This is a genomic window from Micromonospora vulcania, assembly GCF_042658605.1.
GTDB classification, from domain to species: Bacteria; Actinomycetota; Actinomycetes; order Mycobacteriales; family Micromonosporaceae; genus Micromonospora; species Micromonospora vulcania.
In genome coordinates, this window is the sequence record NZ_JBHSQS010000024.1 from 1 (window position 1) to 25,206 (window position 25,206).

A 25,206-nucleotide genomic window follows, 5' to 3' on the forward strand; every position below is an offset into this window, starting at 1 on the left:
CGCCGTGCGCTACGAAGCCACCCTCACCATCGCCGCCATCAACCAATGGCTTCGTGCCCTACGAAACACGGCCTAGGCGGGCTGGAGGAGGCGGGGGAGGAGGCCGGGGTCAGCCTGGCCACCCAGGCGTACCAGAACTCCACCGGGCGGGCGCACGGCCTGGACCTGACCGATCTGGGCGCTTCGGCGGTCGGCGGGCTGGCCGGCGGGGCGGTCGCGCCGCTGGCCGGCCTGGGCCGGCACGCGACCGGGCGCGGTGCGCGGATCGGGGAGCACCTGGGCCGGGAGATGACCGGCGAGATGCTCGCCGAGAGCGCCGCCAGCATCGCCACCGGGCAGGGCCCCGCCTCGATGGAGGACGCCGTACGGGCCGCCGCGTCCGGTGCCACCGGCTCGGCGACCACGCAGGCCGACAAGGCGCTGCACACTCGACTCGACGCGCAGACGAACGCGCTCGCCGGAGCCTCGCTGAACGGCCCGTCGCTGGCACCGCCGGTCGCAGCCACCGACGTGACCGCCGCACCGGTGGCGTCTCCGGTGATTCCGGTGCAGACGTCGGCGGCGACGGCCGTCGACGCGACACTCGCGTCAGCGCCGACGGAGCTCGCTCCGGACCGTGCCGCACCGCTCCACGGTGAGCTGCCGTCATCGGGAGCCGCGCCGGGCGTGGACGTCGCGGCGGACCCGACGCTCCCGGCGGTCGCGGCCGATCCGACGCTGTCCTCGGTTGCGGCGCCCGCGACGGGCACGCTCGATCCGGCCAGCGGGCCGGCGGCGGGGGCCGGGCCGGGCAACCTGGCCAGCGGACCGCACAGCACTGCCCCGGGCCCGGTCGCCTCGACCATTACCGGCCCGGCCGTCGCTGGCCCGGCTGCTACTGGCCCGGTGGTCAACGGCCCGGTCGTTACCGGCCCGGCCGTCGCTGGCCCGGTCGCCCCGACCGTGACCGGGCCGGCCGCCTGGTCGTCGGCGACTGGCACGCCGGCCCCGAGCGTCAGCCCTGGTCAGCCGGTGCCGACGACGTCCGCAGGCCCGGCCGCGACCACCGGCGCCGGCCCGGCCCAGCCGGACACCTCCACCGGTACGGCCCCGCCGGTCGCGTTCAACGGGTCGGGTGGTGGCACGCCGTCGACAGTCGCGCCCTCCTCGGGTGGCACGGTCACCGGCACCTGGGGCACGTCGGTGATCGGCTCGGCGGTCGGTCGATCCGCGGTGCGGATCCGGGAGGCGCTCGCACCGGTCCGCGTACCCGATCATCCGGCTCGTGGCCGGGCGTCGATCCCCGCCCAGGCGGCGGCGTTCGACGACCAGTCGCTGCCCGCGCCGGAGCACAGCGACTGGTACGCGGCCCGGTGGGCCGCCGAGGCGGACGCCGTCGAGCGGCGGCGCTACCAGGGCTACTACGAATCCCAGCGGACCTGGTTCGAGAACAATCGCCGGCAGTCCGAGGCGATCCGGTTACGTGCCCAGGCCGCCGAACACAACCGTCGGGCGGCCGAGTACGCCAGCTACGCCCGGCAGTTGCGTCAGGGCGGTCACCCGCGCTGGGCCGACGGCTGGCAGCGGACCGCGTACGACGAGGCGCGCGCGTACACCGATTGCCATGACCTGGCCGACGCGGTGCTGGCCGGCACCACGGCGCCGCCGGTCGTGGACATCGGCGCCGCCCACTTCCGGCAGGCCAACGAGGACGTCGGCGCGCTCGCCCTCGGCGCGGTGGAGACCGGCAACCGGTCGAGGCTCACCGGCGACGACGTTCCACCACCGAGTGACGACTCCCGGCCGTACGGGCGGCCGGGTGGGCTCCGTCCGCCGCTGGCCCTGCACCAGGTCGACGTCGAACGGCAGGTGCCCCGCGAGCGGGACGGCACCGTTACCCGTACCGCCGACCCCCGCCGGGGCGGCTGGCTGCGGCTACTGAACGACGGCGGCCCCCGGGCCGACGCCACCCGGGGCATCAACTGCCTGGACTGCACCCTCTCCCTGTACGAGACGTGGGTGCACGGCCGCCCCCGGGTGTCGGCGCCGCGTACCTTCGACGGCTACCTGGAAGGTGACACCCGGCGGCCGATCCGTGGCGAGGCGGGCGGCCCGGGCCGGGTGGAGGACGTGACCGGCGGACGCTTCCAGCGGCTGCTCGCGCCGACCCCCGGGCAGCAGCTGAACCCCGTGCAGGCCGCCGAGCGCGGCTACACCAACCTGCACGACCAACTGCTGCTCGGGGGCCACGGCAGCTACGCGTTCCTGATCACCGAGTCGCCGCAGGGTGGCTCGCACGCCTGGGTGGCGCTCAACCAGAACGGCACCGTGCTCTACGTCGACCCGCAGAGCGGTCTCGTCCGGGACCGGCCGCTGTACCTCGACGTGGTTGGTATCGACGCGCTGGTGCTCGGCGGGGACGGGCGGCCGATGCCGCTCGGCGGGCTGCCCCGGGGCCGTTTCAGCGAGCGCCCCGACCTGCCGGAACATCCTTCGGCGCTTGATGAGGGCGGCCACGGCGACCCGTACATCAACCGGATGTACCTGCTGCTGGACGGCCCCGGCGCGATGGACCCGGGTGCCGGTCTGGGCGATGGTCCGGCTGACTCCGGCGATGCCGAGCGTTCGACCTCAGAGCTGGCACGGCTCACGACTGCGGAGTTGACGGCGCTCACGGACCTCCGTGCTCGCGCGCTCGCCGCTGCCGGCCCGGTCGAGAACGCCCTGGATCAGATCGGGCGGAGCGTGACGGAAGCCATGGGCCTGAGTGATCCGGTGCAACTGCGTGACCGCACGTTCCGCGTTAAAGATCTGGAATCGCTGGCCCGAAAGTACGTCGACGAGACGCGTGCCACGACGATCGACGCGACGGCCTTCGCGGCGGATGTCAATGATGTCCTGAGATTCTGCTTCGAACTGCCGTCGGGGAAGCAATACGCAAGAGCCGTCGAATTGATCCTTGCTGGCCTCGTCGAAGCCGGCTTCGCCGTACCGGATTCAGCCTGTAAGAACTTCTGGCGGGAGGGCAATCGGTTCTACGGATTCAACTGCACTCTCCGCTCGCCTGGCGGGATGCTGCTTGAGTTGCAGCTGCACACCCCGGTGTCGCGGAGGGTTTGGCTGGCGACACATGAGGACTACGAAGTTCTGCGGCGCACCTCGAACAGTCCTGAGCAGAGAGCGGGCGCAATCTTGCGGATGCTTGCCGCGAACCGTGAGAGTGGCCTGCCGGACTCGCTGCCGACTGCGCTGGCGAGGCGTTTTCCTCCTAAGGACGCCACCTTCGCAAAGTGGATTAGTCGAAACGCGCGTGTCTGGCAGGAGTATCGCTCCTGGTTGGCTCGTCATGAGACAGGTCTCCCGCAGGTTGTGCGGGATCTCGGGCTAGAGTCTCGTGACTTTCCCGTAGCGCCGCAGGTTGCCCGAGAGTTGGAGCAGGAAGATGTTGACCTACTACGCAATTTACCGAATGGATGAGAAAGGTGACCCGGCCGGGCTCTTCATCATGGATGTGGGGTTTGGTCAGGCGATTCTCTGGGATCACAGAGCGCAGGCGTGGAGCTATGATCCAGACCTTGTCGTGCGGTTCCTTGACGATTACCGGAATATCGACCGCTACAGGACCGTCGATCGTGCAACGGCAGAGGGCGTGGCTCTGGCTGTCACGGGCGGCGTCAGCCTTCCCGACGAGCAAGCCATCCGTGGCATGTTCGCGGCGGCCGGCGGTGCCAGTCCCCACCTGACCTCTGGCGATCAGTGAGGTACGGCTGACTCCACCGTCGACTCTCGCCTTCAGACGTCCACCACCACCCCACCCGTACCGTCGAGCGGCCCGACACCGTCGCCCACGACGACGTTTCCGTTCGGGCGGGTTCCGCAGGGCCCGAATAGCATCGAGGGATGGCAGAACCGGAGGGGCAGGGTAGCCAGTCCCGTGCCTGGGCCTGGTGGGTCGGCATTGTGCTCGGTCTGGTGATCGGCGTGCTCGCGCTCGGCGGTCCCAGTGGAGTCGGGTTCGGCATCGCCATCGGCGTCGCTTTCGCGATCGCACTCGGTGCGACCAGGAAACCTGCCGAGGTGCGCCCCGCCGACGACGGTCCTGCAGCCCCGGAAAACGAGGACGGCGAGGTCCCCGGGGACTCACGCCGAGGATGATCGACACCGGTCCCGTCATGTCAGGGCATCAAACCCCGCCGGATAGCCCGACATCGCCGATGTCGAGTGGATCAAAGCAGCCCGCGCCGGCCGCGCCTGCAAAGCAGCCCGCGCCGGCCGCGCCGGCTACGCCTGCCGAGGCGGTGGCCGTACAGGAGGAGTTGCGGGAGCTGGTTGACCTGGTCGGGCCGGGGCCGGCGGCGCCCGCGACGGTGGCCGGCCTGGATGTCGCGTACGCCCAGAGTGGTGACCTTCTCGCGGCGGCCGTGACGGTGCTGGACGCCCGGACGTTGGCCGTGGTGGACTCCGCGGTCAGCGTGGGCCGGCCGGCGTTCGAGTACGTGCCGGGGCTGTTCGCCTTCCGTGAGCTGCCCGCGCTGCTCGCCGCTCTGGACCGGCTGACCACCGTCCCGGACCTGCTGGTCTGCGACGGGCACGGGCTGGCCCATCCGCGCCGGTTCGGGCTCGCCTGCCATCTCGGGGTGGTCACCGGGCTGCCCGCGATCGGGGTGGGAAAGACGCCGCTGGTCGGCGAATGGGTACCGCCGTCCGCCGAGCGGGGTTCCTGGTCGCCGCTGCGGGACGGGGGCGAGATCGTCGGACGGGTGTTGCGGACGCAGGACGGGGTCAAGCCGGTCTTCGTCAGCGTCGGGCATCGGATGAGTCTCGACAACGCCACCGCGCAGGTGCTCGCCCTGACTCCGCGTTACCGGCTGCCGGAGACCACCCGGACCGCCGACCGGCTCTGCCGCGACGCCCTCGCCGACGCGGAATGACGGGACCGGGAGCCGGGTCGTAAACCGTAACGCCGCGCACATCCGGGGCGCTCTATGACCGGTGGCGGGGGTGGGCCGGTAGTAGCCTGACCCGCGGACCCCACCCGGGGCGGAACGGTGAGGTGATCATGACGGTACGTCGGCGCGTGGCGCGGCTCGCGACGGTCTGCGGTCTGCTGGGCGGCATGGTGCTGCTGGGTGCGTCCCCGGCGCTGGCCGATGACGACTCGGTCCGGGTGGGTGCGGCCAGCAGCTTCGCCGCGGGCGGCTCCGCGCAGGGTGTGAACGTCGCGGTGCGTAAGCGCTCCGACGGGTGCGTCGTGCTGCGTACCGCCCTGGGTCTGCGCCTCGCCGGTCTCCGGGCCGATCAGGTGACGGTGCAGGTCGCCGCCGGTGGGCACTGGGTTCCGGTGGCCGTCTCCGGCGGCGGCGGCAGCGTGGCGACGGGGGCCACCTCGTCGGCCAAGCCGCTGTGCAAGGGCAAGGGGGCCACGGTGCGCTACCGGGTGGCGTTCGCCGCCGGGGCTCCGGGCGGCTCACTCGCGGTGACCGGCGTGGCCGCCAGCGCGGCCGGTCAGGAACTCGGCCGGGGCAACGACACCTCGAAGGTCACCGGTGCGCGGGTCACCGCGTCGCCCACGCCCACGCCGTCGAAGAAGCCCTCACCCACGCCGAGCGTGGTCGCGACCGACGCCGCGACGTCCGACGACGCGGTGATCCCGGCCGGGCCGGCCGACGATTCCGGTGCGCCCGACACCTCGGCAGCCGCCGCCGAGTCGTCCGGTGGTGGCTCCACGGTGATGTTCTTCGGCATCGCGATGGTGGCGGTCGGGCTGCTGCTCATCGTGCTGCTGCTCCGGCGGTCACGGCAGGACCGCACGCCGGCCGACGACGCGCCCGGGTCGCTGCCGGGCAACCCCGGCGGCACCACCTACCGCTCCGGCGGGGGGTCGCCGGCCGCGCCCGGTCGCCCCGGTCCGGTGTACGGCCAGCAGCCGCCAGCCGGCGGCTACGGCGCCGTGCCGACGCCCCGTCCCGCCGCTGGCGGTGTCTACGGGGCCCGGCCAGCCAGCTCGACGCCGGACGCGACGCAGCCGATGCCGGGCAGCCCTGCGGGTGTTCCGCCACTGCCTGGCGACCAGCCTCCACCTGCCGACGGGGGCGGTCACACCGTGTACATGCCCCGGCTCCCCGGCTGACCGGGGCCCGACCTCGGCCCTCCGATACGCTCAGGTTTGTTGGAAACCTGCGGCCAAGGAGCGGAAACAGTGTCTGATCTGTCCCGGATCGTGAAGGCGTACGACGTCCGAGGGACGGTGCCGGACCAGTGGGACGAACGGGTCGCTGAAGCGCTCGGAGCTGCCTTCACCCAGCTGCTCAACACCACCGACGAGCCGGGCGACGCCGTCGTCGTCGGGTACGACATGCGGGCCAGCTCGCCGGGTCTGGCCGCCGCCTTCGCCGCCGGGGTCCGGGCCGAGGGCCGCTCGGTGATCGAGATCGGGCTGGCCTCCACCGACCTGCTCTACTTCGCCTCGGGCTCGCTCGACCTGCCCGGCGCGATGTTCACCGCCAGTCACAACCCGGCCCAGTACAACGGCATCAAGATGTGCCGCTCGGGTGCCCGGCCGATCGGCCAGGACAGCGGCCTCGCAGAGATCCGGGAGCGGGCTCAGGCCCTGCTCGACTCGGGCGAGTCGCGTACGGCCGGTGCGCCGTCCCGGCCGGCCGAGCAGCGCGACCTGCTCCCCGACTACGCCGCCTACCTGCGCAAGCTGGTCGACCTCTCCGGCATCCGGCCGCTGAAGGTGGTGGTCGACGCCGGCAACGGGATGGGCGGCTTCACCGTCCCCACCGTGCTGGGTGACGCCGCGCTGTCGGCCCTGCCGCTGGAGATCGTGCCGCTCTACTTCGAGTTGGACGGGACCTTCCCCAACCACGAGGCCAACCCGCTGGACCCGGCCAACCTGGTCGACCTCCAGCGCGCCGTGGTCGAGCACGGGGCCGAGATCGGGTTGGCCTTCGACGGCGACGCCGACCGGTGCTTCGTGGTGGACGAGCGCGGCGAGCCCGTCTCGCCGTCGGCGATCACCGCACTGGTCGCCGCACGGGAGCTGGCCAAGCACCCCGGTTCCACGGTGATCCACGGCCTGATCACCTCCAGCGCGGTGCCGGAGATCATCCGCGAGCACGGCGGGGAGCCGGTGGTCGCGCGGGTCGGGCACTCCTTCATCAAGGCGGAGATGGCCCGGACCAACGCCGTCTTCGGTGGTGAGCACTCCGCGCACTACTACTTCCGGGACTTCTGGTTCGCCGACACCGGGATGCTCGCCGCGATGCACACGCTGGCCGCTCTCGGTGAGCAGTCGTTGCCGCTGTCCGTGCTGGCCAGCGAGTACGAGCGCTACGTCGCCTCGGGTGAGATCAACTCGACGGTCGCCGACCAGGCCGCGGCGGTGGCCGAGGTGCGGGCCGCGTACCCGGACGCGGCGGTCGACGAGATGGACGGTCTCACCCTGCGTTTCATCGACGGCGCCTGGTTCAACCTGCGCGCGTCCAACACCGAGCCGCTGCTTCGGCTCAATGTCGAGGCACCCACCCGCGAGCGGATGGTCTCGCTCCGGGACGAGGTGCTGGGCCGCGTTCGCCGATAAGATCGCCTGCGCCGGTCGGCACCGCCGTCGGTGAAGCCGCACACGTGGAAGGAGCCGTGCCATGGCCCTGGATCCGCAGTTGCTCGAGATTCTCGCCTGTCCGGACACGCACCACGCCCCGCTCGACTACGACGCCGAGGCGCAGACGTTGACCTGCACGGAGTGCGGCCGGATCTTCGAGGTCCGCGACGACGTACCGGTGCTGCTGCTCGATGAGGCGCGCGGCGGCCCCGGGACGTCGTCGTGATCGACGGTACGGCCGGGGTCAGCGGTCGACGCGACGCTGACGAGGCCCTGCTCGACAACCCGGACGCCCTGGCCGAGCTCGACCCGGGCGGCATGCTCCGGCACACCGCCTCGGCCGGTGCGCAGGTCCGCGAGACGGCCGCGTTGGCCGCCGAGGCCAACCTGTCGGTGCTCGCCGACGACGGGCGGCCCCGGGCCGTGGTGATCGCCGGAATCGGCACCGCCGGGCGGACCGGTGACGTGCTCGCCACGGTCGCCGGGCCGCGCTGCCCGGTCCCGGTCATCGCGCACCGCAGTGCCGGCGTACCCGGCTGGGTGGGCGCGGCCGACGTGGTGATCGCGGTGAGCGCGTCCGGCCGTAGCCCGGAGGCGCTGGGTGCCGCCGAGGCGGCGCACCGGCGCGGTGCCCGGCTGGTGGCCGTGGGCGCGCCCGACTCGCAGTTGCAGTCGGTCGCCGAGCGGGCGCGTGCGCCGTTCATTCCGGTTCCCCGCCGTGCCCCGGCCCGGGCCAGCCTCTGGGCACTCACCGTGCCGGTCCTGCTCGCCGCCCGTTCGCTCGGGCTGGTGAAGGTCAACGAGGCGGATCTGGCCGAGACCGCGGCCCGGCTCGACGCGGACGCCGACCGCTGCCGTTCCGCCGCGGAGTCGTTCGTCAACCCGGCGAAGTCGCTGGCACTGGGCCTGGCCGGCTCGGTGCCGATCGTCTGGGGTTCGTCCCCGCTGGCCACCGTCGCGGCCCGCCGGTTCGGCGACACGCTGTCCGCCAATGCCCGCTACCCGGTGGTCACCGGGGCGCTCGGCGAGGCGGGCCGGGGCCGGGTCGGGCTGCTGGACGGCGTCTTCGGTGGCCTGGCCGAGGGGGAGCGGGACATCTTCGCCGACCCGGCCGAGGAGGAGGTCGACGGGACCCGGCTGCGGCTGGTGTTGCTGCGCGACGGCGGGCTCAACGCCGAGGACGACACGGACGAGCCGTTCGCGGTCGAGGAGCGCCGGGCGGACGCGGTGCAGACCCTCGCCGAGCGCCGTGGCGTCCGGTGCGACGTGGTGACCGCCGAGGGCGGGTCCGCGCTGGAGCGGCTGGCCTCGCTGATCGCCGTTCCGGATTTCGCCTCGATCTACCTGGCCCTGGCCCACGGGCTGGACCCGATGGCGGTACCGGCCATCACCGAGATGAAGGAGCTGTCGAACCAGTGAACGAGCGCAACGGAGTGGTGGCGTGAGCGCCAACGGCGGGACGAGGGCGATCGTCGCCGCACTGTTGGCCAACGTCGGCATCGCCGTCACCAAGTTCGTCGCGTTCCTGTTGACCGGCTCGTCGTCGATGTTGGCGGAGTCGATCCACTCGGTCGCCGACTCCGGCAACCAGGGCCTGTTGCTGCTCGGTGGTAAGCGGGCGAAGCGGGCGGCAACCCCGGAGCACCCGTTCGGGTACGGCCGGGAGCGCTACATCTACGCGTTCATCGTGTCGATCGTGCTGTTCAGCCTCGGTGGCCTGTTCGCCCTCTACGAGGCGTACCACAAGTGGTCGGATCCGCACGGCATCAGCAGCTGGCAGTGGGTGCCGGTCACGGTGCTGGTGGCGGCGATCGGCATGGAGTCGTTCTCCTTCCGCACGGCGATCAAGGAGTCCAACCACATCCGGGGCAACCAGTCCTGGGTGCGTTTCATCCGCCGGGCCAAGGCACCGGAGCTGCCCGTCGTGCTGCTGGAGGACTTCGGCGCGCTGGTCGGTCTGGTCTTCGCGCTGTTCGGCGTCGGCATGACGCTGATGACCGGCAACGGCGAGTGGGACGCGGTCGGTACCGGAATGATCGGCGTGCTGCTGGTGGTCATCGCCATCGTGCTGGCCATCGAGACCAAGAGCCTGCTGCTCGGTGAGGGTGCCGAGGCGAGTGACCTGGCCGCCATCGAGCGGGCCGTCACCGATGGTCCCGAGGTGGAGCGGATCATCCACATGAAGACGCTCTACCTGGGCCCGGAAGAGCTGATGGTGGCCGCGAAGATCGGCGTACCGCCCTGTGAGAACGCCCACGAGCTGGCCCGTGGCATCAACGCCGTGGAGGCGCGGATCCGCGCCGCGGTGCCGATCGCCCGGGTGATCTATCTGGAGCCGGACGTCTACAGCGTCGCCGCCGACCGGGCCGGCAGCGGTGCCGCCGCCGACACCGCGGTGCCGCAGCCCCAGGACGTGTCCGGCGAGGCCGCCGGGCAGTCCGGGAGCTGACGGGTGGAGCTGCTGTACGGACCGATCCGGGACTACGCCTGGGGGTCCCGCTCGGCGATCGCGCTGTTGCAGGGTCGGCCGGTGCCGAGTGCGGGCCCGGAGGCGGAGCTGTGGCTGGGTGCCCACCCGGGTGCCCCGGCCACCGTGGAGCGGGCCGGCCTCCGGGTCAGCCTCTGCGAGCTGGTACGCGACGAGCCGGGCCAGTGGCTCGGCCAGCGGGTGTCCGAGCGGTTCGGCACCCGGCTGCCGTTCCTGCTCAAGGTGCTGGCCGCCGATGCTCCGCTGAGCCTGCAGGCCCACCCGGACGCCGAGCAGGCCCGCGCGGGGTATGCGGCGGACGCTGCGCGTCCCGAGGGTGAACGCAACTACTCGGACCCGCACCACAAGCCGGAGCTGCTGGTGGCGCTCACCCCCTTCGAGGCGCTCTGCGGTTTCCGGGATCCGACGGAGTCGGCCGAGGTGCTCGCCGCGTTCGGCGTACCGGCGTTGGCACCGGTGGTCGCCGCGTTGCGGACCGGGCCGGCGGGGCTGCGGACAGCGGTGCGGACGCTGCTCGGCTGGCCGGTGGCGGAGCGCGCACAGCTGCTGGCGTCCGTGCTGGAGTCGTCGACCGACGGCCCGGACGTGGCGTTGGCCCGTCGCCTGGCCGACGCCTACCCGGGTGACCCGGGCGTGCTGGTCGCGCTGCTGTTGCACCACGTGCGGCTGGTGCCGGGGGAGGCGATCTGGATGCCGGCCGGCAACCTGCACGCCTACCTGAAGGGCTGCGGAGTGGAGATCATGGCGGCCAGCGACAACGTGTTGCGGGGCGGCCTGACCCCGAAGCGGGTGGACGTCGACGAGCTGCTGCGCGTGCTGCGTTTCGAGGTGCTCGACGATCCGGTACGGGCCGCACGGCCGGTCGGTCCGGGAGTGGACTGCTGGCAGGTGCCGGTGGACGACTTCGCGCTGCACCGGGTGCGGGTCGGTGCGGAGGTGCCCTCGGTCACGCTGCCACTGCCCGGCCCCCGGGTGGTGCTCTGCGGTGCCGGCACGGTCACCGTGGACGACGGGGCCGGCGCGTTGACGCTGAGCTCCGGTCAGGCCGCGATCGGCACCGCGGCCGGCGAGCCGTTGCGGGTCAGTGGCACCGGCGAGGCGTACGTGGCCACGGCGGGTCTGCGCTGACGCCGACCGGGCGCGTCGGCATAAATCCGACTTTCCCGGAATAGCTTGACGCTGACCTGGCTGAGTGTGACTCTATGGGTACGCAGCGTTATCGCGACGACGGTCCGACAACGTGCGGGGAACCAAACCGGGGGGATGCACGGGGCGGGCGGGAAATGGGCGGCGAGTCTGTCCATCACCGACCGCCCCGTGCGCTGTCCGCGTACCGTCCCCGGCGCTCGTCGGCAGCGCGCGTAAGGTGGAGGGTCGGCGCAGACATCGTTCGACAGGAGCTTTCATGACCAGCACCCTCCCGGCGTCCGCCAGCGGTACGCCGTCCGAGGCCCGGCCGAGCACGCTCGCCGAGGGCGACTTCAAGGTGGCGGATCTGTCGCTCGCCGAGTTCGGGCGTAAGGAGATCCAGCTCGCCGAGCACGAGATGCCCGGCCTGATGTCGATCCGTCGGGAGTTCGCCGAGGCGCAACCGCTCGCCGGGGCGCGGATCACCGGCTCGCTGCACATGACCATCCAGACCGCCGTCCTGATCGAGACGCTGGTCGCCCTCGGCGCACAGGTGCGCTGGGCGTCCTGCAACATCTTCTCCACCCAGGACCACGCCGCCGCGGCGATCGTCGTCGGCCCGACCGGCACCCCCGAGGCCCCCGCCGGCGTCCCGGTGTACGCCTGGAAGGGCGAGACCCTGCCGGAATACTGGTGGTGCACCGAGCAGGTGCTCGTCTGGCCGGACGGGCAGGGTCCGAACATGATCCTCGACGACGGTGGTGACGCCACCCTGCTGGTGCACAAGGGCGCCGAGTTCGAGCAGGCCGGTGCCGTTCCGCCGGTCGAGTCCGCCGACTCCGAGGAGTACGCGGTCATCCTCGACGTGCTGCACCGCTCGCTCGCCGAGGACGGGCAGCGCTGGACCCGGATCTCCGCCGGGATCAAGGGTGTCACCGAGGAGACCACCACCGGCGTGCACCGGCTCTACGAGATGCACCGCGCCGGCACCCTGCTCTTCCCGGCCATCAACGTCAACGACTCGGTGACCAAGAGCAAGTTCGACAACAAGTACGGCTGCCGGCACTCGCTGATCGACGGCATCAACCGGGCCACCGACGTGCTGATCGGCGGCAAGATGGCGGTCGTGCTCGGCTACGGCGACGTGGGCAAGGGTTGCGCCGAGTCGCTGCGCGGTCAGGGCGCCCGCGTGGTGGTGACCGAGGTCGACCCGATCTGCGCGCTGCAGGCCGCGATGGACGGATACCAGGTCGCCACCCTGGACGACGTGGTCGAGCAGGCGGACATCTTCATCACCGCCACCGGCTGCTTCGACGTCATCACCAACGAGCACATGGCCCGGATGAAGCACCAGGCCATCGTCGGCAACATCGGCCACTTCGACAACGAGATCGACATGGCTGGCCTGGCCAAGCGCTCCGACGTCGAGCGGGTCAACATCAAGCCGCAGGTCGACCTGTGGCGCTTCGCCGACGGGCACGCCATCATCGTGCTCTCCGAGGGCCGCCTGCTGAACCTGGGCAACGCGACCGGGCACCCGAGCTTCGTCATGTCGAACTCGTTCGCCAACCAGACGATCGCCCAGATCGAGCTGTTCACCAAGACCGAGGACTACCCAATCGGCGTCTACGTGCTGCCCAAGCACCTGGACGAGAAGGTGGCCCGGCTGCACCTGGGCGCGCTCGGCGCCAAGCTGAGCACGCTGACCAAGGAGCAGGCCGCCTACCTGGGCGTCTCCACCGAGGGTCCGTTCAAGCCGGATCACTACCGCTACTGATCGGCGTACGGGACCGGGTCGGCTGTTCACAGCCGGCCCGGTTCGTCGTTTCAGCGTGGCCGGGAGTCGCGGCGGGTCGGGCGGAACCAGGTCCAGGCGCACCACGCCAGCCAGCCGAGTGACACGACGGTGGCCAGTGCCCGCTGGCGCAGCGCGCCGAGCAGCAGGACCACGGCCAGCACCGTCAGCCACGGCAGAAATCCCTTCACGGCGGGGATCCTTTCACAGCCGACCGGTGTCGGCCGGTCGCCGGTTCGCCGGGGGCCTGGTGCCCGGTGCGGTGAGCTTGTCGTCTACGACTTGACGAGGCCGCCGGAACAGGGAGAAGGTATGGCTGCCCTAAGTTAGCTGAGGCGTCCCTAAGGAACCCGGAGCTCGGATGTTTGCCACCTACCTGATCGGCCTGCGGGAGGGTCTGGAAGCCACCCTGGTGGTCAGCATCCTGGTCGCCTTCCTGGTGAAGTCGCAGCGCCGGGACCGGTTGCCGCAGGTCTGGGCCGGAGTCGGCCTGGCCGTGGCGCTCTCGGTGCTCTTCGGTTGGCTGATCGAGTACACCTCGACCACGCTGCTGGCCCGCTCCGAGGACCGGGAGCTGTTCGAGGCGATCACCTCCGTCGCCGCCGTGGTCTTCGTGACCTGGATGATCTTCTGGATGCGTCGCGCCGCCCGGAGCATCGCCGGCGAACTGCGCGGCAAGCTCACCGAAGCGATGGCCGTCGGGTCTCTCGCCGTCGCCGGGATGGCCTTCCTCGCGGTGGTCCGCGAGGGCCTGGAGACCGCCCTGATCTTCTACTCCGCAGCGCAGGGCGCGGCCGGCGACAGTGGCCCGCTGCTCGCGCTGATCGGCGGCATCGCGACCGCCGTGGTGCTCGGCTTCCTGCTCTACCGCAGTGCCCTGAGGATCAATCTCAGCAAGTTCTTCACCTGGACCGGCGCGCTGCTGATCCTGGTCGCCGCCGGCATCCTCAAGTACGGCGTGCACGACTTCCAGGAGGCCGGTGTCCTGCCCGGCCTGAACGACCTGGCCTTCGACATCACCACCACGCTGGACCCGAGCACCTGGTACGCCGCCCTGCTCGCCGGGATGTTCAACGTCACCCCGGCACCCACCGTGCTGGAGACGATCGCCTGGATCGGGTACGCCGTGCCCGTCCTCCTGCTCTTCCTGCGCCCGACCCGCCGTAAGCCGGCACCCGCAGTGCCGCCGGCCGACACCGCGACCGACGCTGCCCCGGCGGGCGGCGAGAGCGACACCGCGACCAAGGACGAGGCGGCGTCCACGCCGCAGCGCGCCTGACCCCCACGAGGAGAGAAAGCTCAGATGCGTACCACCCGATTTTTCGTGCTGGCCGCGGCCGGCGTGCTGGCCACGACCGGTGTCGCCGCCTGCTCCGATTCCGACAAGGGTGACGCGGGCGCGGCCGGCGGCCCGATCGCGGTCAAGGCGAACGACACCGCGTGCGAGGTCGGCACCACCGACCTCGGCGCGGGTACGGCCACCTTCAAGATCACTAACTCGGGTGCGAAGGTGACCGAGTTCTACGTGTACGCCTCCGGCGACCGGGTGATGGGCGAGGTGGAGAACATCGCTCCCGGGCTGAGCCGCGAGCTGCACGTGGAGCTGCCGGCCGGCACCTACGAGACGGCGTGCAAGCCGGGTATGAGCGGCAAGGGCATCCGGGGCGCGCTCAAGGTCAGCGGGTCGGCGCAGCCGCTCACCGCGGACGCCGCGCTGGCTGACGCCACGGACAACTACCAGCGTTACGTGAAGAGCCAGACCGGCGCGCTGCTGGAGAAGACCGAGGAGTTCGTGACCGCGGTCAAGGCCGGCGACGTGGCGAAGTCCAAGGCCCTGTTCCCGGTCGCCCGTACCTACTGGGAGCGGATCGAGCCGGTGGCCGAGATCTTCGGCGACCTGGACCCCAAGATCGACGGCCGTGAGGAGGTCATCGAGGAGGGGATGGAGTTCACCGGCTTCCACCGCATCGAGAAGGACCTCTGGCAGTCCGGCGACATCAGCAAGGACGGCCCGATCGCCGACCGGCTGTTGGTCGACGTGAAGGAGATCGTGGCCAAGGCCAACGCCGAGAAGCTCTCTCCGTTGCAGCTCGCCAACGGCGCCAAGGAGCTGCTCGACGAGGTGGCCAGCGGCAAGATCACCGGCGAGGAGGACCGCTACTCGCACACCGACCTGTGGGACTTCGCCGCCAACCTGGAGGGTTCCAAGGCCGCCGTCTCGGCTCTCCGTCCGGCACTCGAGCAGCGCTCGCCGGAGCTGGTCAAGCAGCTTGACACCGAGTTCACCAACGTGGAGACGCTGCTCGGCAAGCACCGCGACGGCGATGGGTGGAAGCTGCACACCGCGTTGAACAAGGCCGAGCTCAAGGAGCTCTCCGACGGCATCAACGCGCTCGCCGAGCCGATCAGCAAGATCGCACCGGTCGTCGCCAAGTAGGCGTGAGCAGACGGGCGTAGTCGACGAGGGGCCGCAGGGTCGGTCCCTCGTCGATGCCGGTCCAGGGAAGGAGCCGACGTGAGTGCCAAGCGGGTGTCCCGGCGACGGGCGATCACGCTCGCCGGTGCCGGCGTGGCCGGCGTCGCGGCGGTGAGCGCAGGTGGGGCCGCGTTGATCCGTGGCTCAGCCGAGCAGCCCGCCGCTACCGACCATCCGTCCGGTGCGGTGGCGTTCTTCGGCGAGCGCCAGGCCGGCATCGTGACTCCGGCGCAGGACCGGCTGCACTTCGTCGCCTTCGACGTGATCACGAAGGACCGGGCCCGGCTGGTCGACCTGCTCCAGGAGTGGACCGCCGCCGCCGCCCGGATGACCGCCGGGCGCGACGCCGGGGTGCTCGGCGCGGTCGGCGGGATGCCGGAGGCCCCGCCGGACGACACCGGCGAGGCACTCGGCCTGCCACCGTCGCAGCTCACCCTGACCATCGGCTTCGGGCCCACGCTGTTCCGTGACGCTGACGGTCGAGACCGCTTCGGCATCGCCGACCGGCGGCCGGCCGCCCTGGCCGAGCTGCCGAAGTTCCCCGGTGACGCGTTGCAGCCGCAGCTCTCCGGCGGCGACCTCTGCGTGCAGGCGTGCTCCAACGATCCGCAGGTGGCGGTGCACGCGATCCGCAACCTGGCCCGGCTCGGCATGGGTGTGGTGAGCGTCCGCTGGTCGCAGCTCGGCTTCGGGCGTACCTCGTCGACCTCCCGCGACCAGGCCACCGCCCGCAACCTGTTCGGCTTCAAGGACGGCACGGCCAACCTCAAGGCCGAGGACACCGGACTGCTGCGCGACCAGTTGTGGGTGCAGCCCGGCGACGGGCCGGACTGGATGACCGGCGGCTCATACCTGGTCACCCGCAAGATCCGGATGCTGGTGGAGACCTGGGACCGGACCTCGCTGGCCGAGCAGGAGGAGATCGTCGGCCGGACCAAGGGCAGCGGTGCCCCGCTCGGTCGCACCGACGAGTTCGACGAACCGGACTTCGCCGCCAAGGGTGCCGACGGGCAGCCGGTGATCGCCGAGCACGCCCACGTCGCGCTGGCCCACCCCAGCCGCAACGCCGGCGCGCACCTGCTGCGCCGGGGCTACAACTTCGTCGACGGCTCGGACGGCCTCGGCCGACTCGACGCGGGCCTCTTCTTCATCGCCTACCAGCGGGATCCGCGCCGGCAGTTCGTGCCGATCCAGACCCAACTGGCCCGGCACGACGTGATGAACGAGTACCTCCGACACGTATCCAGCGGCCTGTTCGCCTGCCCGCCGGGCGTCCGTGACGGCGGCGACCACTGGGGGATGGGCCTGTTCGGCTGAGCCGGGGTCCGGATCGCGACAGCGCGAACGGCCCGAGGCGGCGGTGGCGTAGGGCGGCGCCGAAGGGGGATCATGGTGGTGGTCCGACCCGGGTCCCAACCGGGGTGCCGGACCCGCACCGCGTGGCGCCGCCGCCGCGCGTCGCGGTGACACACTTTGCCGGCGGCGCAATCCGCACCGGGTGACGCCGGTCCCACCGAACTGAACGGGGATGCAATATTAATCCCATGAGAGCCCGGGTACTGGTGGTCGACGACGACCCCGCGCTCGCCGAGATGCTCGGCATCGTGCTGCGTAGCGAGGGTTTCCTGCCCTCGTTCGTCGCCGATGGTGAGCGGGCGTTGGCCGCTTTCCGCGACAGTCGCCCCGATATCGTGCTGCTTGACCTGATGCTGCCCGGGATGAGCGGTATCGACGTGGCCCGGTCGATCCGGGCCGAGTCCGGCGTGCCGATCGTCATGCTGACCGCCAAGAGCGACACCGTCGACGTGGTGCTCGGCCTCGAATCCGGCGCCGACGACTACGTGGTCAAGCCGTTCAAGCCCAAGGAGTTGGTCGCCCGGATGCGGGCCCGACTACGCCGGGGCGAGGACGTGGCACCCGAGATGTTGACCATCGGGCCGCCCGGCAACCAGATCACCATCGACGTGCCAGCGCACACGGTGAGCCGCAACGACGAGGAGGTGAAGCTGACGCCGCTGGAGTTCGACCTGCTGGTCGCGCTCGCCCGCAAGCCGCGTCAGGTCTTCACCCGCGAGGTGCTGCTCGAACAGGTCTGGGGCTACCGGCACGCGGCCGACACCCGGCTGGTCAACGTGCACGTGCAGCGACTGCGGGCCAAGATCGAGCCGGACCCGGAGCGACCGGAAATCATCCTCACCGTGCGGGGCGTGGGCTATAAGGCGGGGACCGGATAGCCTGGTCACACTGTGTCGACCTCCCCGCCACCGCACCCCCGGACCACGGCTCCCAGCCGGCCCAGCGCCGGCTGGGATTTCTGGCGTGCGGTGAGCGGGCGGGCCGCCCGAATGGTGGCCCGGGTGCACCAGACCTGGCGCCGTTCACTCCAGGTCCGGGTGGTGACCATCACGCTGGTCGCCTCCAGCCTGCTGGTCGGTGGTTTCGCGTACCTGATCGCTGACAAGATCACCAGCATCCTGCTCGACAACGCCCGCACCGACGTGCAGCAGCGCGTCAAGAGCGGCGCCACCTACGCGGCCAAGCAGGTCAACCTCTATGGCGAGCCGCAGGAGGCGCAGCTCCAGGAGACCATCGAGGGCACGGTCAACTACCTGGCCGGTGGTGACCCCCAGCAGACCAGCGGGGTGGTGGTGGCGATCACCGCCGATGGCTATCCCGTGATCCAGACCCGCACCGCGCCCGCCGCGAACGTGCAGCCGTTGATCAGCCCGGAGCTGCGCGCCGCGGTCGCCAAGGGCAACGTGGCGAGCCAGATCCGTACCGGTCGGCTCACCGGAGAGCCCACCAAATACCTGGTCTACGGCTCCCCGGTGCCCACCCGCTTCGGCCAGATCGAGCTCTACTACCTCGTGCCGTTGACCCGGCAGGACACCACCGCCGCCGACGCACGAGCCACCGTGGTGGCCACCGGAGTCGCGCTGGTGGTCCTGCTCGGGTTGCTCGCGGCCCTGGTCACCCGGTTGGTGGTCAATCCCGTCCGGGTCGCCGCGCGCACCGCCCAGCGGCTCTCCGCCGGCCTGCTCGACCAACGGATGGTGGTCAACGGCGAGGACGACCTCGCCCTGCTCGCCGCCTCCTTCAACCAGATGGCGACCAACCTGCAACGGCAGATCCTGCGCCTGGAGGAGATGTCCCGGTTGCAGCGCCGGTTCACCTCCGACGTCTCGCACGAGCTGCGTACCCCGTTGACCACGGTCCGGATGGCCGCCGACCTGATCTTCGCCGAACGCGACGAGTTCGACCCGGCGGTGGCCCGCAGCGCGGAGCTGCTCCAGGCCGAGCTGGACCGGTTCGAGGAACTGCTCACCGACCTGTTGGAGATCAGCCGGTTCGACGCGGGGTTCGCCATGCTGGACGCCGAGCCGACCGACCTGGTGCCGGTGGTGCACCGGGTCGTCGAGCGGCTGTCCGGCCTGGCCGAGCGGGTGGGCGTCCCGATCGAACTGGACCTGCCGGGCACGCCGGTGATCGCCGAGGTGGATCCGCGCCGGGTCGAGCGGGTGTTGCGCAACCTGGTCGGCAACGCCGTCGAGCACGGCGAGGCCCGCCCGGTGCTGATCACCCTCGGCATCGACGAGACCGCGGTGGCGATCACCGTCCGGGACCACGGGGTGGGGCTCAAGCTGGGCGAGGAGAAGTTGGTGTTCAACCGGTTCTGGCGCGCGGACCCGTCCCGGGCCCGGCAGACCGGGGGCACCGGGCTCGGCCTGTCCATCAGTCTGGAGGACGCCCGACTGCACGGCGGTTGGCTGGAGGCCTGGGGCGCGCCCGGGCAGGGCGCACAGTTCCGGCTCACCCTGCCGGCGCGGGCCGGTGACCGGCTGACCACGTCGCCGCTGCGGTTGGTGCCCGCCGACGCCGCGTTGCCGTTCGGCGGCCCCCGCGACGGTGGCCCCCTGGCCATCGGGCCGGGCACCGGCGGTGCGCTGGCCATCGGGCCGGCGCCGGTCGAGGACGGCCAGCGGGCCGAGGTGCGCTCATGAGGCGGCAGGCGCTGGTCGGGGTGCTCGGCGTGGTGCTGGTGCTGGGTGCCGGATGCGGCATCCCGGCGGCCTCCGACGTACGAGTGGACGGCAAGGGCGGGACCGCGACGGAGGCCGGCGCGGTCGACGGCCGGCGCAGCGAGCCACCGTCGCGGACGGCCAGCGGAAGCAGCGACTACGAGGCGTTCGTGCGCAACTTCCTGTCCGCCGCCGCCGGCGAGCCGGACCAGGCCTACGAGCGGGTCAAGAAGTTCATCGCCCCCGAGCACCGGACCCGCCTGCAGGAGAAGAAGGGCAGCGAGGTCGGGTTGACCGTGGTCCGGCTCCGGGACCAGGTCTTCACCGGCAACAGCGACCTGACCACCACCGTGAAGGTCAAGGTCCAGCAGGTCGGCGTGCTGCGCGCCAACGGCACCCTGGCCCCGCCGGTGGCGACCGAGTCGGAGTACGAGTTCAGGCTGCGCAGCGGGGCGCTCAACGGCGACGGGGAGGACGAACGCGCGGGCCTCTACGTCCTCGACCCGCCGAACGTGCTGTTGCTCAGCGACGTCGCCCTCCAGCAGTACTACCAGGACGAGGCGATCTACTTCTGGAACTCCAACCGCGACCAGTTGGTCCCCGACCAGCGCTACCTGCCGTACTCGGTGCCGAATGAGCGCCGGGTCAACGAGGTGGTGAAGTGGCTGGTCGCCGGTCCGTCGGACTGGCTGCGCCCGGGCGTCGTCGGGCTGCCCGACCGCACCGAGTTGATCAACAACGCCACCGGTGCCAACAACCGGTGGGAGGTCAACCTGGAGATGTCCGGTGACGACCAGAACCGGATCGACCAGTTAATCACCCAGCTCGCCTGGTCGTTGGGCGACCTGGAGGGCGAGCTGGAGCTGAAGATCCGCAACAACGCGCAACCCGTACAGGACCTGCGGGAGCGCCGTACGTCCCACAAGCTCTACCCGATCAGCGAGAGCCCGCAGCGGTTCTGCGTGTACGAGGGCGTCATCCGCCCGCTCGATTTCACCCCCGAGCCGATCGGCGCGGTGCCGGTGACGGCCGAGGCCAACCGCAACGTCGTCTCCGCCGGTCTCGCCCGGGGCCGCGACAGGATCCTCGCCGCGATGGTGGTGGGCGCCGGCAAGGGCCGGCAGCGCCTCGCGGTCGGTGCCGGTGTCAGCCCGATCGGCGTACTCAACCAGGGCGGTCCGGACTTCGCCTCGATCAGCCCGCCGGTCTGGTTGCGTACCGCCGACTCGCGTCCGGCACTGGGCCTGGTGGTGGCCGACGGCAAGCTCTACCGCTTCGACCAGGCCGCCACGATGCAGTTGGTGCCGCTCAACCTGCCCCCTGGTCAGGTCACCGCGGTGTCGGCCGCCCTGGACGGCCAGCGGGTCGCCCTGATCGTCGGCGGTCGGCTCTACGTCGCGGCGGTCAACCTGGACGGCGGTGGGGTCTCCATCGGTCCGCCCCGGCAACTGGTCACCTCGTTGACCGGGCTCACCGCGGTGGACTGGGGTCGGGAGGACCGCCTGGTGGTGGCCGGGTCGGCCGGTCAGCCCGCGATCTACGAGCTCAGCGTGGACGGCGCCCTGGAGACCCCGCTGAAGACCGACGTGGGCGCCAAGGTCAACCACCTGGCGGCGTACCCGGCCAACGGGACCGTGCAGCTGCCCAGCGGGGCCTTCATGTACGAGGCGAACGGCGTGTCCTACCGCAGCAGCCCGTTCGATCGGATCCAGCCCGACCAGGTGCGGGAGATCGAACCGCCGCCGGCCGGTATCCGCCCGGCCAACCCGTCGGCCCCGTTCTTCCTCTACTGACGCCGTGCGCGGGCTCTGGGCGGACCTCGGTGACCTGGTGCTGCCGGCCGACTGCGCGGGCTGTCGGGAGCGCCGACCGGGCCTGCGGCACGGGGTCTGCCCAACCTGTGTGACGGCGCTGAGCGCGCTGCGTCCCCGGCCGGTACGTCCCACCCCCGCTCCACCGGGCCTGCCGGCGTGCGTCGCCCTCGGCCCGTACGCGGGCCCGCTGCGCGAGGCGCTGCTGGCGTTCAAGGAACACGGTCGGCACGGGCTGGCGCGTCCGCTCGGCGCGTTGCTGGCCGAGGTCGTCGTGGCGGCCGTCGGCGAGGTAAGGCCGTTGGCGCTGGTGCCGGTACCGGACACCGCGGCGGCGGCCCGGGCCCGCTACGGCGACCATCTGGACCGGTTGACCCGGCACTGCGCGGCCCGGTTGAGCCGGGGCGGCTGGCCGGTCCGGGTGCACCGCCCGCTGCGCGCGCTGCCCCGACCCGACTCGGTGACGCTGGACAGCGCCGGCCGGGCGGCCGCGGCCGAGGCGGCGTTCCGGCCCCGGTCCGGTGCGTCGGGCGCGCGCGGCACGTCGGCTGTCGTCCCGGTCGTGGTGCTGCTGGACGACATCGTCACCACCGGGGTCACCCTGGCTGCGGCAGCCCGGGTGCTGGCCGCGACCGGGTGGGCACCGAGTGTCGCAGCGGTGCTCGCGGCGACTGAGAAAAGACGCAGTTCGTAACCGTTCGTGTTTCCGTTTTACCCATTGGTGTATGAGGTGGGAAAAATTCCGGGCTGTCTCGGCAACATGGGGTGACGGCCGGGCGAACAAGAGTTAGCGTTTCGCTGTCGGGGGTAGGAGGTCGTTCCACCCACTCCCGGCGGTGAGAGGAGGCGTAGCCGTACTGACCGGTCGACGCCAGCGGGGCTCCCGAGGCGCACGACCGGATGACCGGATCGAAGGCCGTCCGAACAAGGGAGGTCACGTGGACATCGTGGTCAAGGGCCGAAACGTCGAAGTGCCGGACCATTACCGGGTGCACGTAGCCGAGAAACTCGCAAAGATCGAACGCTACGACCACAAACTCATTCGTGTCGATGTCGAGCTGTTTCACGAGCGCAATCCGCGCCAAGCCGACCACTGCCAGCGGGTGGAGATCACCTGCGTCTCCCGGGGCCCGGTGATCCGGGCCGAGGCGTGCACGAACGACTTCTACAGCGCGCTCGACGCGGCCATCGCGAAGCTCGACACCCGGCTGCGCCGCGCGGCCGACCGTCGCCGCGTACACCGGGGTCGCCACGCGCCGCTCTCCGTCGCCGCCGCCACCGCCGACCTTCCGGTCGCGGACCTGGTGGCCGCCTCGCTGAATGGGCCCGGTGACGGCGCCCGCGCCGGCACCGCCGTCGCGGAGCGGGTCGAGGAGGAGTACGACGAGCAGCCCTGGCACATCGCCCGGGAGAAGGTGCACCCGGCGGACCCGATGACCATCGACGACGCGTTGTTCCAGATGGAACTGGTCGGGCACGACTTCTACCTGTTCCAGGACAAGGAGTCCGGCCGCCCCAGCGTCGTCTACCGCCGGCACGCGTACGACTACGGCATCATTTCCCTCGACACCTGACCAGGGCTCCGACCCGCGTCGATCGTGGAGTGGTGGTGGGCGTTCCCACCACCACTCCGCGGTCTGTCAGCGGAGGTCGGGCGGCAGCAGGGCGAAGGTCAGATCGTCCTGGCGGGCACCGGCCAGGCCGGGAAGTCGACCGCGTTGGAGCGCCTCCGGTTGGAAGCCGACGCGCTCCAGCACCCGGTGCGAGGCGGTGTTGTCCGGCACGGTGCCGGCGATCAGCCGGGCGACGCCGGGCGGCCCGAACGCCCAACCGGCGAGCAGGCGGACCGCGCGGGTCGCGTACCCCCGGCCCCGCCAGGCGGGCAGCAACGCGTAGCCGACCGCCGCCTCGCCGCTGGCCGCATCCGTGAACGACAGCCCGCAACTCCCCACCGGCTCGCCGCTGGCCACCTCGGTGATCAGCAGCCGGGCGATGTCGCCGGTCAGCCAGCCGCTCTCCGCGAGACGGCAGCGCCGCTCGATCGCGGCCCGCTCCGGCGGCACCGGCGGAGCCTGGTTGGCCACCACCTCGGGTCGGCTGTGTAGCCGGTACATCAGCTCGGCGTCGTCCGGCGCGAGCCGGCGCAGGGCCACCACCTGATCGGTGAGCACCCCGCCGGGCAGGTCGGGCAGCTGCCGTACGGCCGGGCCTGGCGGATCGTCGGCGAGGCGTACCCAGGCCAGCAGATCGTGTCGACCGCCACTGCGACTCGCCCCGGCCGACCGACGCAGCCCCTCGTAGCCGAAGCCGGCGGCCAGCGCGACGCGCTGGCTCTGGCCGTTCTCCGCCTCGGTGAACAACTCCAGCCGGGCCGTCCCGGTGGCGAACGCGTGCTCGCTCAGCGCGCGGGTGGCCGCGGTGGCCACCCCACGGCCGCGCGACGCCGGCCGCACCCAGTAGCCGATCTCGGCCCGCGCGTGCGCGGGCACCGGGTTGTTCAGCCCCACCGCGCCGAGCAGCCGGTCGGTGGCCGGGTCCGCGACGGCGTACGCCGCGCCACCCCCGGTCCAGACCGCCGGGGCGCCCGCGTCGATCCACCAGCGGGCGTCGGCCTCGGTGTACGGCGCCGGCATGGTCGACACGAACCGCTGGCTGAGCGGGTCCGCGCAGCCGTCGACGACGTCGGCCGTGTCGTCGACGCGGAACGGGCGAAGCCGTACCCCGTGCGCCTCGACGACCGGCTGGGGAATCACGTCAGATCCTCGGCCAGCAGCGCGCCCACCCAGGCGTCGACGCGCTCGCCCCGGTGCTGCACACCCGCCCGGGCGGTCCCCTCGAACGTGAAGTTCGCCTTCTCGGCCACCCGGCGGGAGGCGAGGTTGCCCACGTTCGCCTTCCATTCGATCCGCGCCAGGCCCAGCGTGGTGAAGCCCCAGGCGCTCAGCGCGGCGAGCGCGACCGGCATGTAGCCCCGGCCGCGGGCCGCCGGGGCGGTCATGAAGCCCACGTCGGCCAGCAGCGGGTCGGCGGGGGAGAGCCGCAGGTCGACCGAGCCGGCGTACCGGTCGTCCGAGTCGGCGATCACGAAGCACCCCGCGTCGCCCCGGGCCCAGGCGTCCTGGCTGAAGCCCTGGTACCGGTGCGCGTCGGCCCGCTGGTACGGGTCCGGCACGCTGGTCCAGCGGATCGTCTCGGGATCGCGGCAGGTCTGCACCATGGCGTCCAGGTCCCGCTCCTCCATCGGCCGTACCCGCAGCTCGCCGGCACCGGCGGTGGCGAACAGGGTGGGCTGCGGGCGGCCGAAGACGGCGGCCCGCCGGGAGACCAGGGTGTCCGGCCCGGCGGGCCCGGCCGACCCCGGTGCGGGCACCTCGCCGGGCAGCAGCGAGCCGATCCAGCCGTCCGGAAGCGTCGGGTCGCCCAGCCGCACCCGACCGTCGATCCGGAAGCCTGCGCGGAGCGCGACCAGGCGGGAGGCGTGGTTGCCCACCTCGGCCTGCCAGATGAGCCGGCGCAGCCCGAGCTTCTCGAAGGACCAGCGGGCGATCGCCCGGGTGGCCCGGACCATCACCCCCCGGCCCCGCGCCCACGGTGCCGTCCAGTAGCCGACCTCGCCGGTGCCGGCGCTGTCGATGGAGATCAGTGCGCACGCGCCGAGAAGTTCGCCGGTGGCCGGGTCGCAGACCGCGAACGGCGCTCCGGTCCCCGTCGCCCAGGCCCGCTCGCTCATCTCGGTGACGAAGCCGTGTGCGTGTTCCGGCAGGTACGGGCGCGGTACGGTGGTCCAGCGCTGGATGTCCGGATCCTGGCAGGCCAGGTGCACCCCGGCGGCGTCGGCCTCGCGCCAGGGGCGCAGCAGCAGGCCGTCCTCGATGATCTCCACTGGTTCCACCCGTGCATCGTG

The 25,206-nt window shown here is 71.8% G+C and carries 22 protein-coding genes; 19 read left to right on the top strand and 3 right to left on the bottom strand.

From position 1 onward, the window contains the following. Positions 1 to 45 precede the first annotated feature (45 nt). The 11 genes from ACFQGL_RS27035 to ahcY all read left to right on the top strand — a co-directional run bounded on the left by ACFQGL_RS27035 (position 46) and on the right by ahcY (position 12,978). The gene (locus ACFQGL_RS27035; RefSeq protein ID WP_377515313.1) at positions 46 to 3,456 is read left to right on the top strand and encodes a toxin glutamine deamidase domain-containing protein; all 3,411 of its coding nucleotides are present in this window, start codon (positions 46 to 48) and stop codon (positions 3,454 to 3,456) included. After that, on the top strand, positions 3,422 to 3,739 hold the full coding sequence (locus tag ACFQGL_RS27040; RefSeq protein WP_377515314.1) for a hypothetical protein: 318 nt from the start codon (positions 3,422 to 3,424) through the stop codon (positions 3,737 to 3,739). The genes ACFQGL_RS27035 and ACFQGL_RS27040 overlap by 35 nt, the downstream gene beginning before the upstream one ends. Before the next feature lie 140 nt (positions 3,740 to 3,879). Next, a complete protein-coding gene (locus ACFQGL_RS27045) occupies positions 3,880 to 4,134 on the top strand; it encodes a hypothetical protein (RefSeq protein ID WP_377515315.1) in 255 nt (84 codons plus the stop codon). Between the two features lie 59 nt (positions 4,135 to 4,193). Next, positions 4,194 to 4,910, top strand: a complete 717-nt coding sequence (gene nfi / locus ACFQGL_RS27050; protein WP_377515316.1) for a deoxyribonuclease V — start codon at positions 4,194 to 4,196, stop codon at positions 4,908 to 4,910. A 128-nt stretch (positions 4,911 to 5,038) separates the two neighbouring features. Beyond that, positions 5,039 to 6,109 carry a hypothetical protein gene (locus ACFQGL_RS27055; RefSeq protein ID WP_377515317.1) on the top strand — a complete coding sequence of 357 codons (1,071 nt, stop codon included), beginning with the start codon at positions 5,039 to 5,041 and terminating at the stop codon, positions 6,107 to 6,109. 69 nt (positions 6,110 to 6,178) lie between these two features. Beyond that, positions 6,179 to 7,564, top strand: a complete 1,386-nt coding sequence (locus ACFQGL_RS27060; protein WP_377515318.1) for a phosphomannomutase/phosphoglucomutase — start codon at positions 6,179 to 6,181, stop codon at positions 7,562 to 7,564. A 61-nt stretch (positions 7,565 to 7,625) separates the two neighbouring features. Next, positions 7,626 to 7,811 (top strand): Trm112 family protein, encoded by a 186-nt coding sequence (locus ACFQGL_RS27065; protein ID WP_377515319.1) that lies wholly within the window; start codon positions 7,626 to 7,628, stop codon positions 7,809 to 7,811. Continuing rightward, the gene (locus ACFQGL_RS27070; RefSeq protein WP_377515321.1) at positions 7,808 to 9,004 is read left to right on the top strand and encodes an SIS domain-containing protein; all 1,197 of its coding nucleotides are present in this window, start codon (positions 7,808 to 7,810) and stop codon (positions 9,002 to 9,004) included. The genes ACFQGL_RS27065 and ACFQGL_RS27070 overlap by 4 nt, the downstream gene beginning before the upstream one ends. Before the next feature lie 22 nt (positions 9,005 to 9,026). Next, on the top strand, positions 9,027 to 10,034 hold the full coding sequence (locus ACFQGL_RS27075; protein WP_377515322.1) for a cation diffusion facilitator family transporter: 1,008 nt from the start codon (positions 9,027 to 9,029) through the stop codon (positions 10,032 to 10,034). 3 nt (positions 10,035 to 10,037) lie between these two features. Then, positions 10,038 to 11,201, top strand: coding sequence for a mannose-6-phosphate isomerase, class I (manA, locus tag ACFQGL_RS27080; protein ID WP_377515323.1), 1,164 nt, complete (start codon positions 10,038 to 10,040; stop codon positions 11,199 to 11,201). A gap of 277 nt (positions 11,202 to 11,478) precedes the next feature. Further along, positions 11,479 to 12,978 (top strand): adenosylhomocysteinase, encoded by a 1,500-nt coding sequence (gene ahcY, locus ACFQGL_RS27085; RefSeq protein WP_377515325.1) that lies wholly within the window; start codon positions 11,479 to 11,481, stop codon positions 12,976 to 12,978. 50 nt (positions 12,979 to 13,028) lie between these two features. Here the strand turns inward: ahcY and ACFQGL_RS27090 are convergent, their stop codons facing one another. Then, on the bottom strand, positions 13,029 to 13,187 hold the full coding sequence (locus ACFQGL_RS27090) for a hypothetical protein (RefSeq protein WP_377515326.1): 159 nt from the start codon (positions 13,185 to 13,187) through the stop codon (positions 13,029 to 13,031). Positions 13,188 to 13,357: 170 nt separating this feature from the next. Here ACFQGL_RS27090 and efeU point away from each other — a divergent pair, with 170 nt between their 5' ends. The 8 genes from efeU (at position 13,358) to hpf (ending at position 22,876) form a co-directional block, all read left to right on the top strand. Continuing rightward, positions 13,358 to 14,275 carry an iron uptake transporter permease EfeU gene (efeU, locus tag ACFQGL_RS27095; RefSeq protein ID WP_377515327.1) on the top strand — a complete coding sequence of 306 codons (918 nt, stop codon included), beginning with the start codon at positions 13,358 to 13,360 and terminating at the stop codon, positions 14,273 to 14,275. 24 nt (positions 14,276 to 14,299) lie between these two features. Next, complete coding sequence (efeO, locus tag ACFQGL_RS27100; RefSeq protein ID WP_377515328.1) at positions 14,300 to 15,433, top strand: iron uptake system protein EfeO; 1,134 nt, start codon at positions 14,300 to 14,302, stop codon at positions 15,431 to 15,433. 78 nt (positions 15,434 to 15,511) lie between these two features. After that, positions 15,512 to 16,789, top strand: a complete 1,278-nt coding sequence (gene efeB / locus ACFQGL_RS27105; RefSeq protein ID WP_377515329.1) for an iron uptake transporter deferrochelatase/peroxidase subunit — start codon at positions 15,512 to 15,514, stop codon at positions 16,787 to 16,789. Between the two features lie 227 nt (positions 16,790 to 17,016). Further along, positions 17,017 to 17,706, top strand: coding sequence for an MtrAB system response regulator MtrA (gene mtrA, locus ACFQGL_RS27110; RefSeq protein WP_007455837.1), 690 nt, complete (start codon positions 17,017 to 17,019; stop codon positions 17,704 to 17,706). 111 nt (positions 17,707 to 17,817) lie between these two features. Further along, positions 17,818 to 19,473 carry an MtrAB system histidine kinase MtrB gene (mtrB, locus tag ACFQGL_RS27115; protein WP_377515392.1) on the top strand — a complete coding sequence of 552 codons (1,656 nt, stop codon included), beginning with the start codon at positions 17,818 to 17,820 and terminating at the stop codon, positions 19,471 to 19,473. Further along, positions 19,470 to 21,284, top strand: coding sequence for an LpqB family beta-propeller domain-containing protein (locus ACFQGL_RS27120; protein WP_377515330.1), 1,815 nt, complete (start codon positions 19,470 to 19,472; stop codon positions 21,282 to 21,284). The genes mtrB and ACFQGL_RS27120 overlap by 4 nt, the downstream gene beginning before the upstream one ends. Positions 21,285 to 21,288: 4 nt before the next feature. Continuing rightward, the gene (locus ACFQGL_RS27125) at positions 21,289 to 21,996 is read left to right on the top strand and encodes a ComF family protein (protein ID WP_377515331.1); all 708 of its coding nucleotides are present in this window, start codon (positions 21,289 to 21,291) and stop codon (positions 21,994 to 21,996) included. A gap of 244 nt (positions 21,997 to 22,240) precedes the next feature. Then, the gene (gene hpf / locus ACFQGL_RS27130; RefSeq protein ID WP_377515332.1) at positions 22,241 to 22,876 is read left to right on the top strand and encodes a ribosome hibernation-promoting factor, HPF/YfiA family; all 636 of its coding nucleotides are present in this window, start codon (positions 22,241 to 22,243) and stop codon (positions 22,874 to 22,876) included. 66 nt (positions 22,877 to 22,942) lie between these two features. Here the strand turns inward: hpf and ACFQGL_RS27135 are convergent, their stop codons facing one another. Next, a complete protein-coding gene (locus ACFQGL_RS27135; protein WP_377515394.1) occupies positions 22,943 to 24,052 on the bottom strand; it encodes a GNAT family N-acetyltransferase in 1,110 nt (369 codons plus the stop codon). After that, the gene (locus tag ACFQGL_RS27140) at positions 24,052 to 25,194 is read right to left on the bottom strand and encodes a GNAT family N-acetyltransferase (RefSeq protein ID WP_377515333.1); all 1,143 of its coding nucleotides are present in this window, start codon (positions 25,192 to 25,194) and stop codon (positions 24,052 to 24,054) included. Before ACFQGL_RS27140 ends, ACFQGL_RS27135 begins: the two co-directional genes overlap by 1 nt. Positions 25,195 to 25,206: the final 12 nt, after the last annotated feature.

Bases quoted from the DNA above. Each gene is read 5' to 3' on its own strand.
- efeU (WP_377515327.1), top strand. From the start codon at position 13,358: ATGTTTGCCACCTACCTGATCGGCCTGCGGGAGGGTCTGGAAGCCACC.
- mtrB (WP_377515392.1), top strand. From the start codon at position 17,818: ATGGTGGCCCGGGTGCACCAGACCTGGCGCCGTTCACTCCAGGTCCGG.
- mtrA (WP_007455837.1), top strand. From the start codon at position 17,017: ATGAGAGCCCGGGTACTGGTGGTCGACGACGACCCCGCGCTCGCCGAG.
- ACFQGL_RS27055 (WP_377515317.1), top strand. From the start codon at position 5,039: ATGACGGTACGTCGGCGCGTGGCGCGGCTCGCGACGGTCTGCGGTCTG.
- nfi (WP_377515316.1), top strand. From the start codon at position 4,194: ATGTCGAGTGGATCAAAGCAGCCCGCGCCGGCCGCGCCTGCAAAGCAG.
- efeO (WP_377515328.1), top strand. From the start codon at position 14,300: ATGCGTACCACCCGATTTTTCGTGCTGGCCGCGGCCGGCGTGCTGGCC.
- ACFQGL_RS27065 (WP_377515319.1), top strand. From the start codon at position 7,626: ATGGCCCTGGATCCGCAGTTGCTCGAGATTCTCGCCTGTCCGGACACG.
- ahcY (WP_377515325.1), top strand. From the start codon at position 11,479: ATGACCAGCACCCTCCCGGCGTCCGCCAGCGGTACGCCGTCCGAGGCC.
- ACFQGL_RS27045 (WP_377515315.1), top strand. From the start codon at position 3,880: ATGGCAGAACCGGAGGGGCAGGGTAGCCAGTCCCGTGCCTGGGCCTGG.
- ACFQGL_RS27040 (WP_377515314.1), top strand. From the start codon at position 3,422: ATGTTGACCTACTACGCAATTTACCGAATGGATGAGAAAGGTGACCCG.
- ACFQGL_RS27035 (WP_377515313.1), top strand. From the start codon at position 46: ATGGCTTCGTGCCCTACGAAACACGGCCTAGGCGGGCTGGAGGAGGCG.
- ACFQGL_RS27120 (WP_377515330.1), top strand. From the start codon at position 19,470: ATGAGGCGGCAGGCGCTGGTCGGGGTGCTCGGCGTGGTGCTGGTGCTG.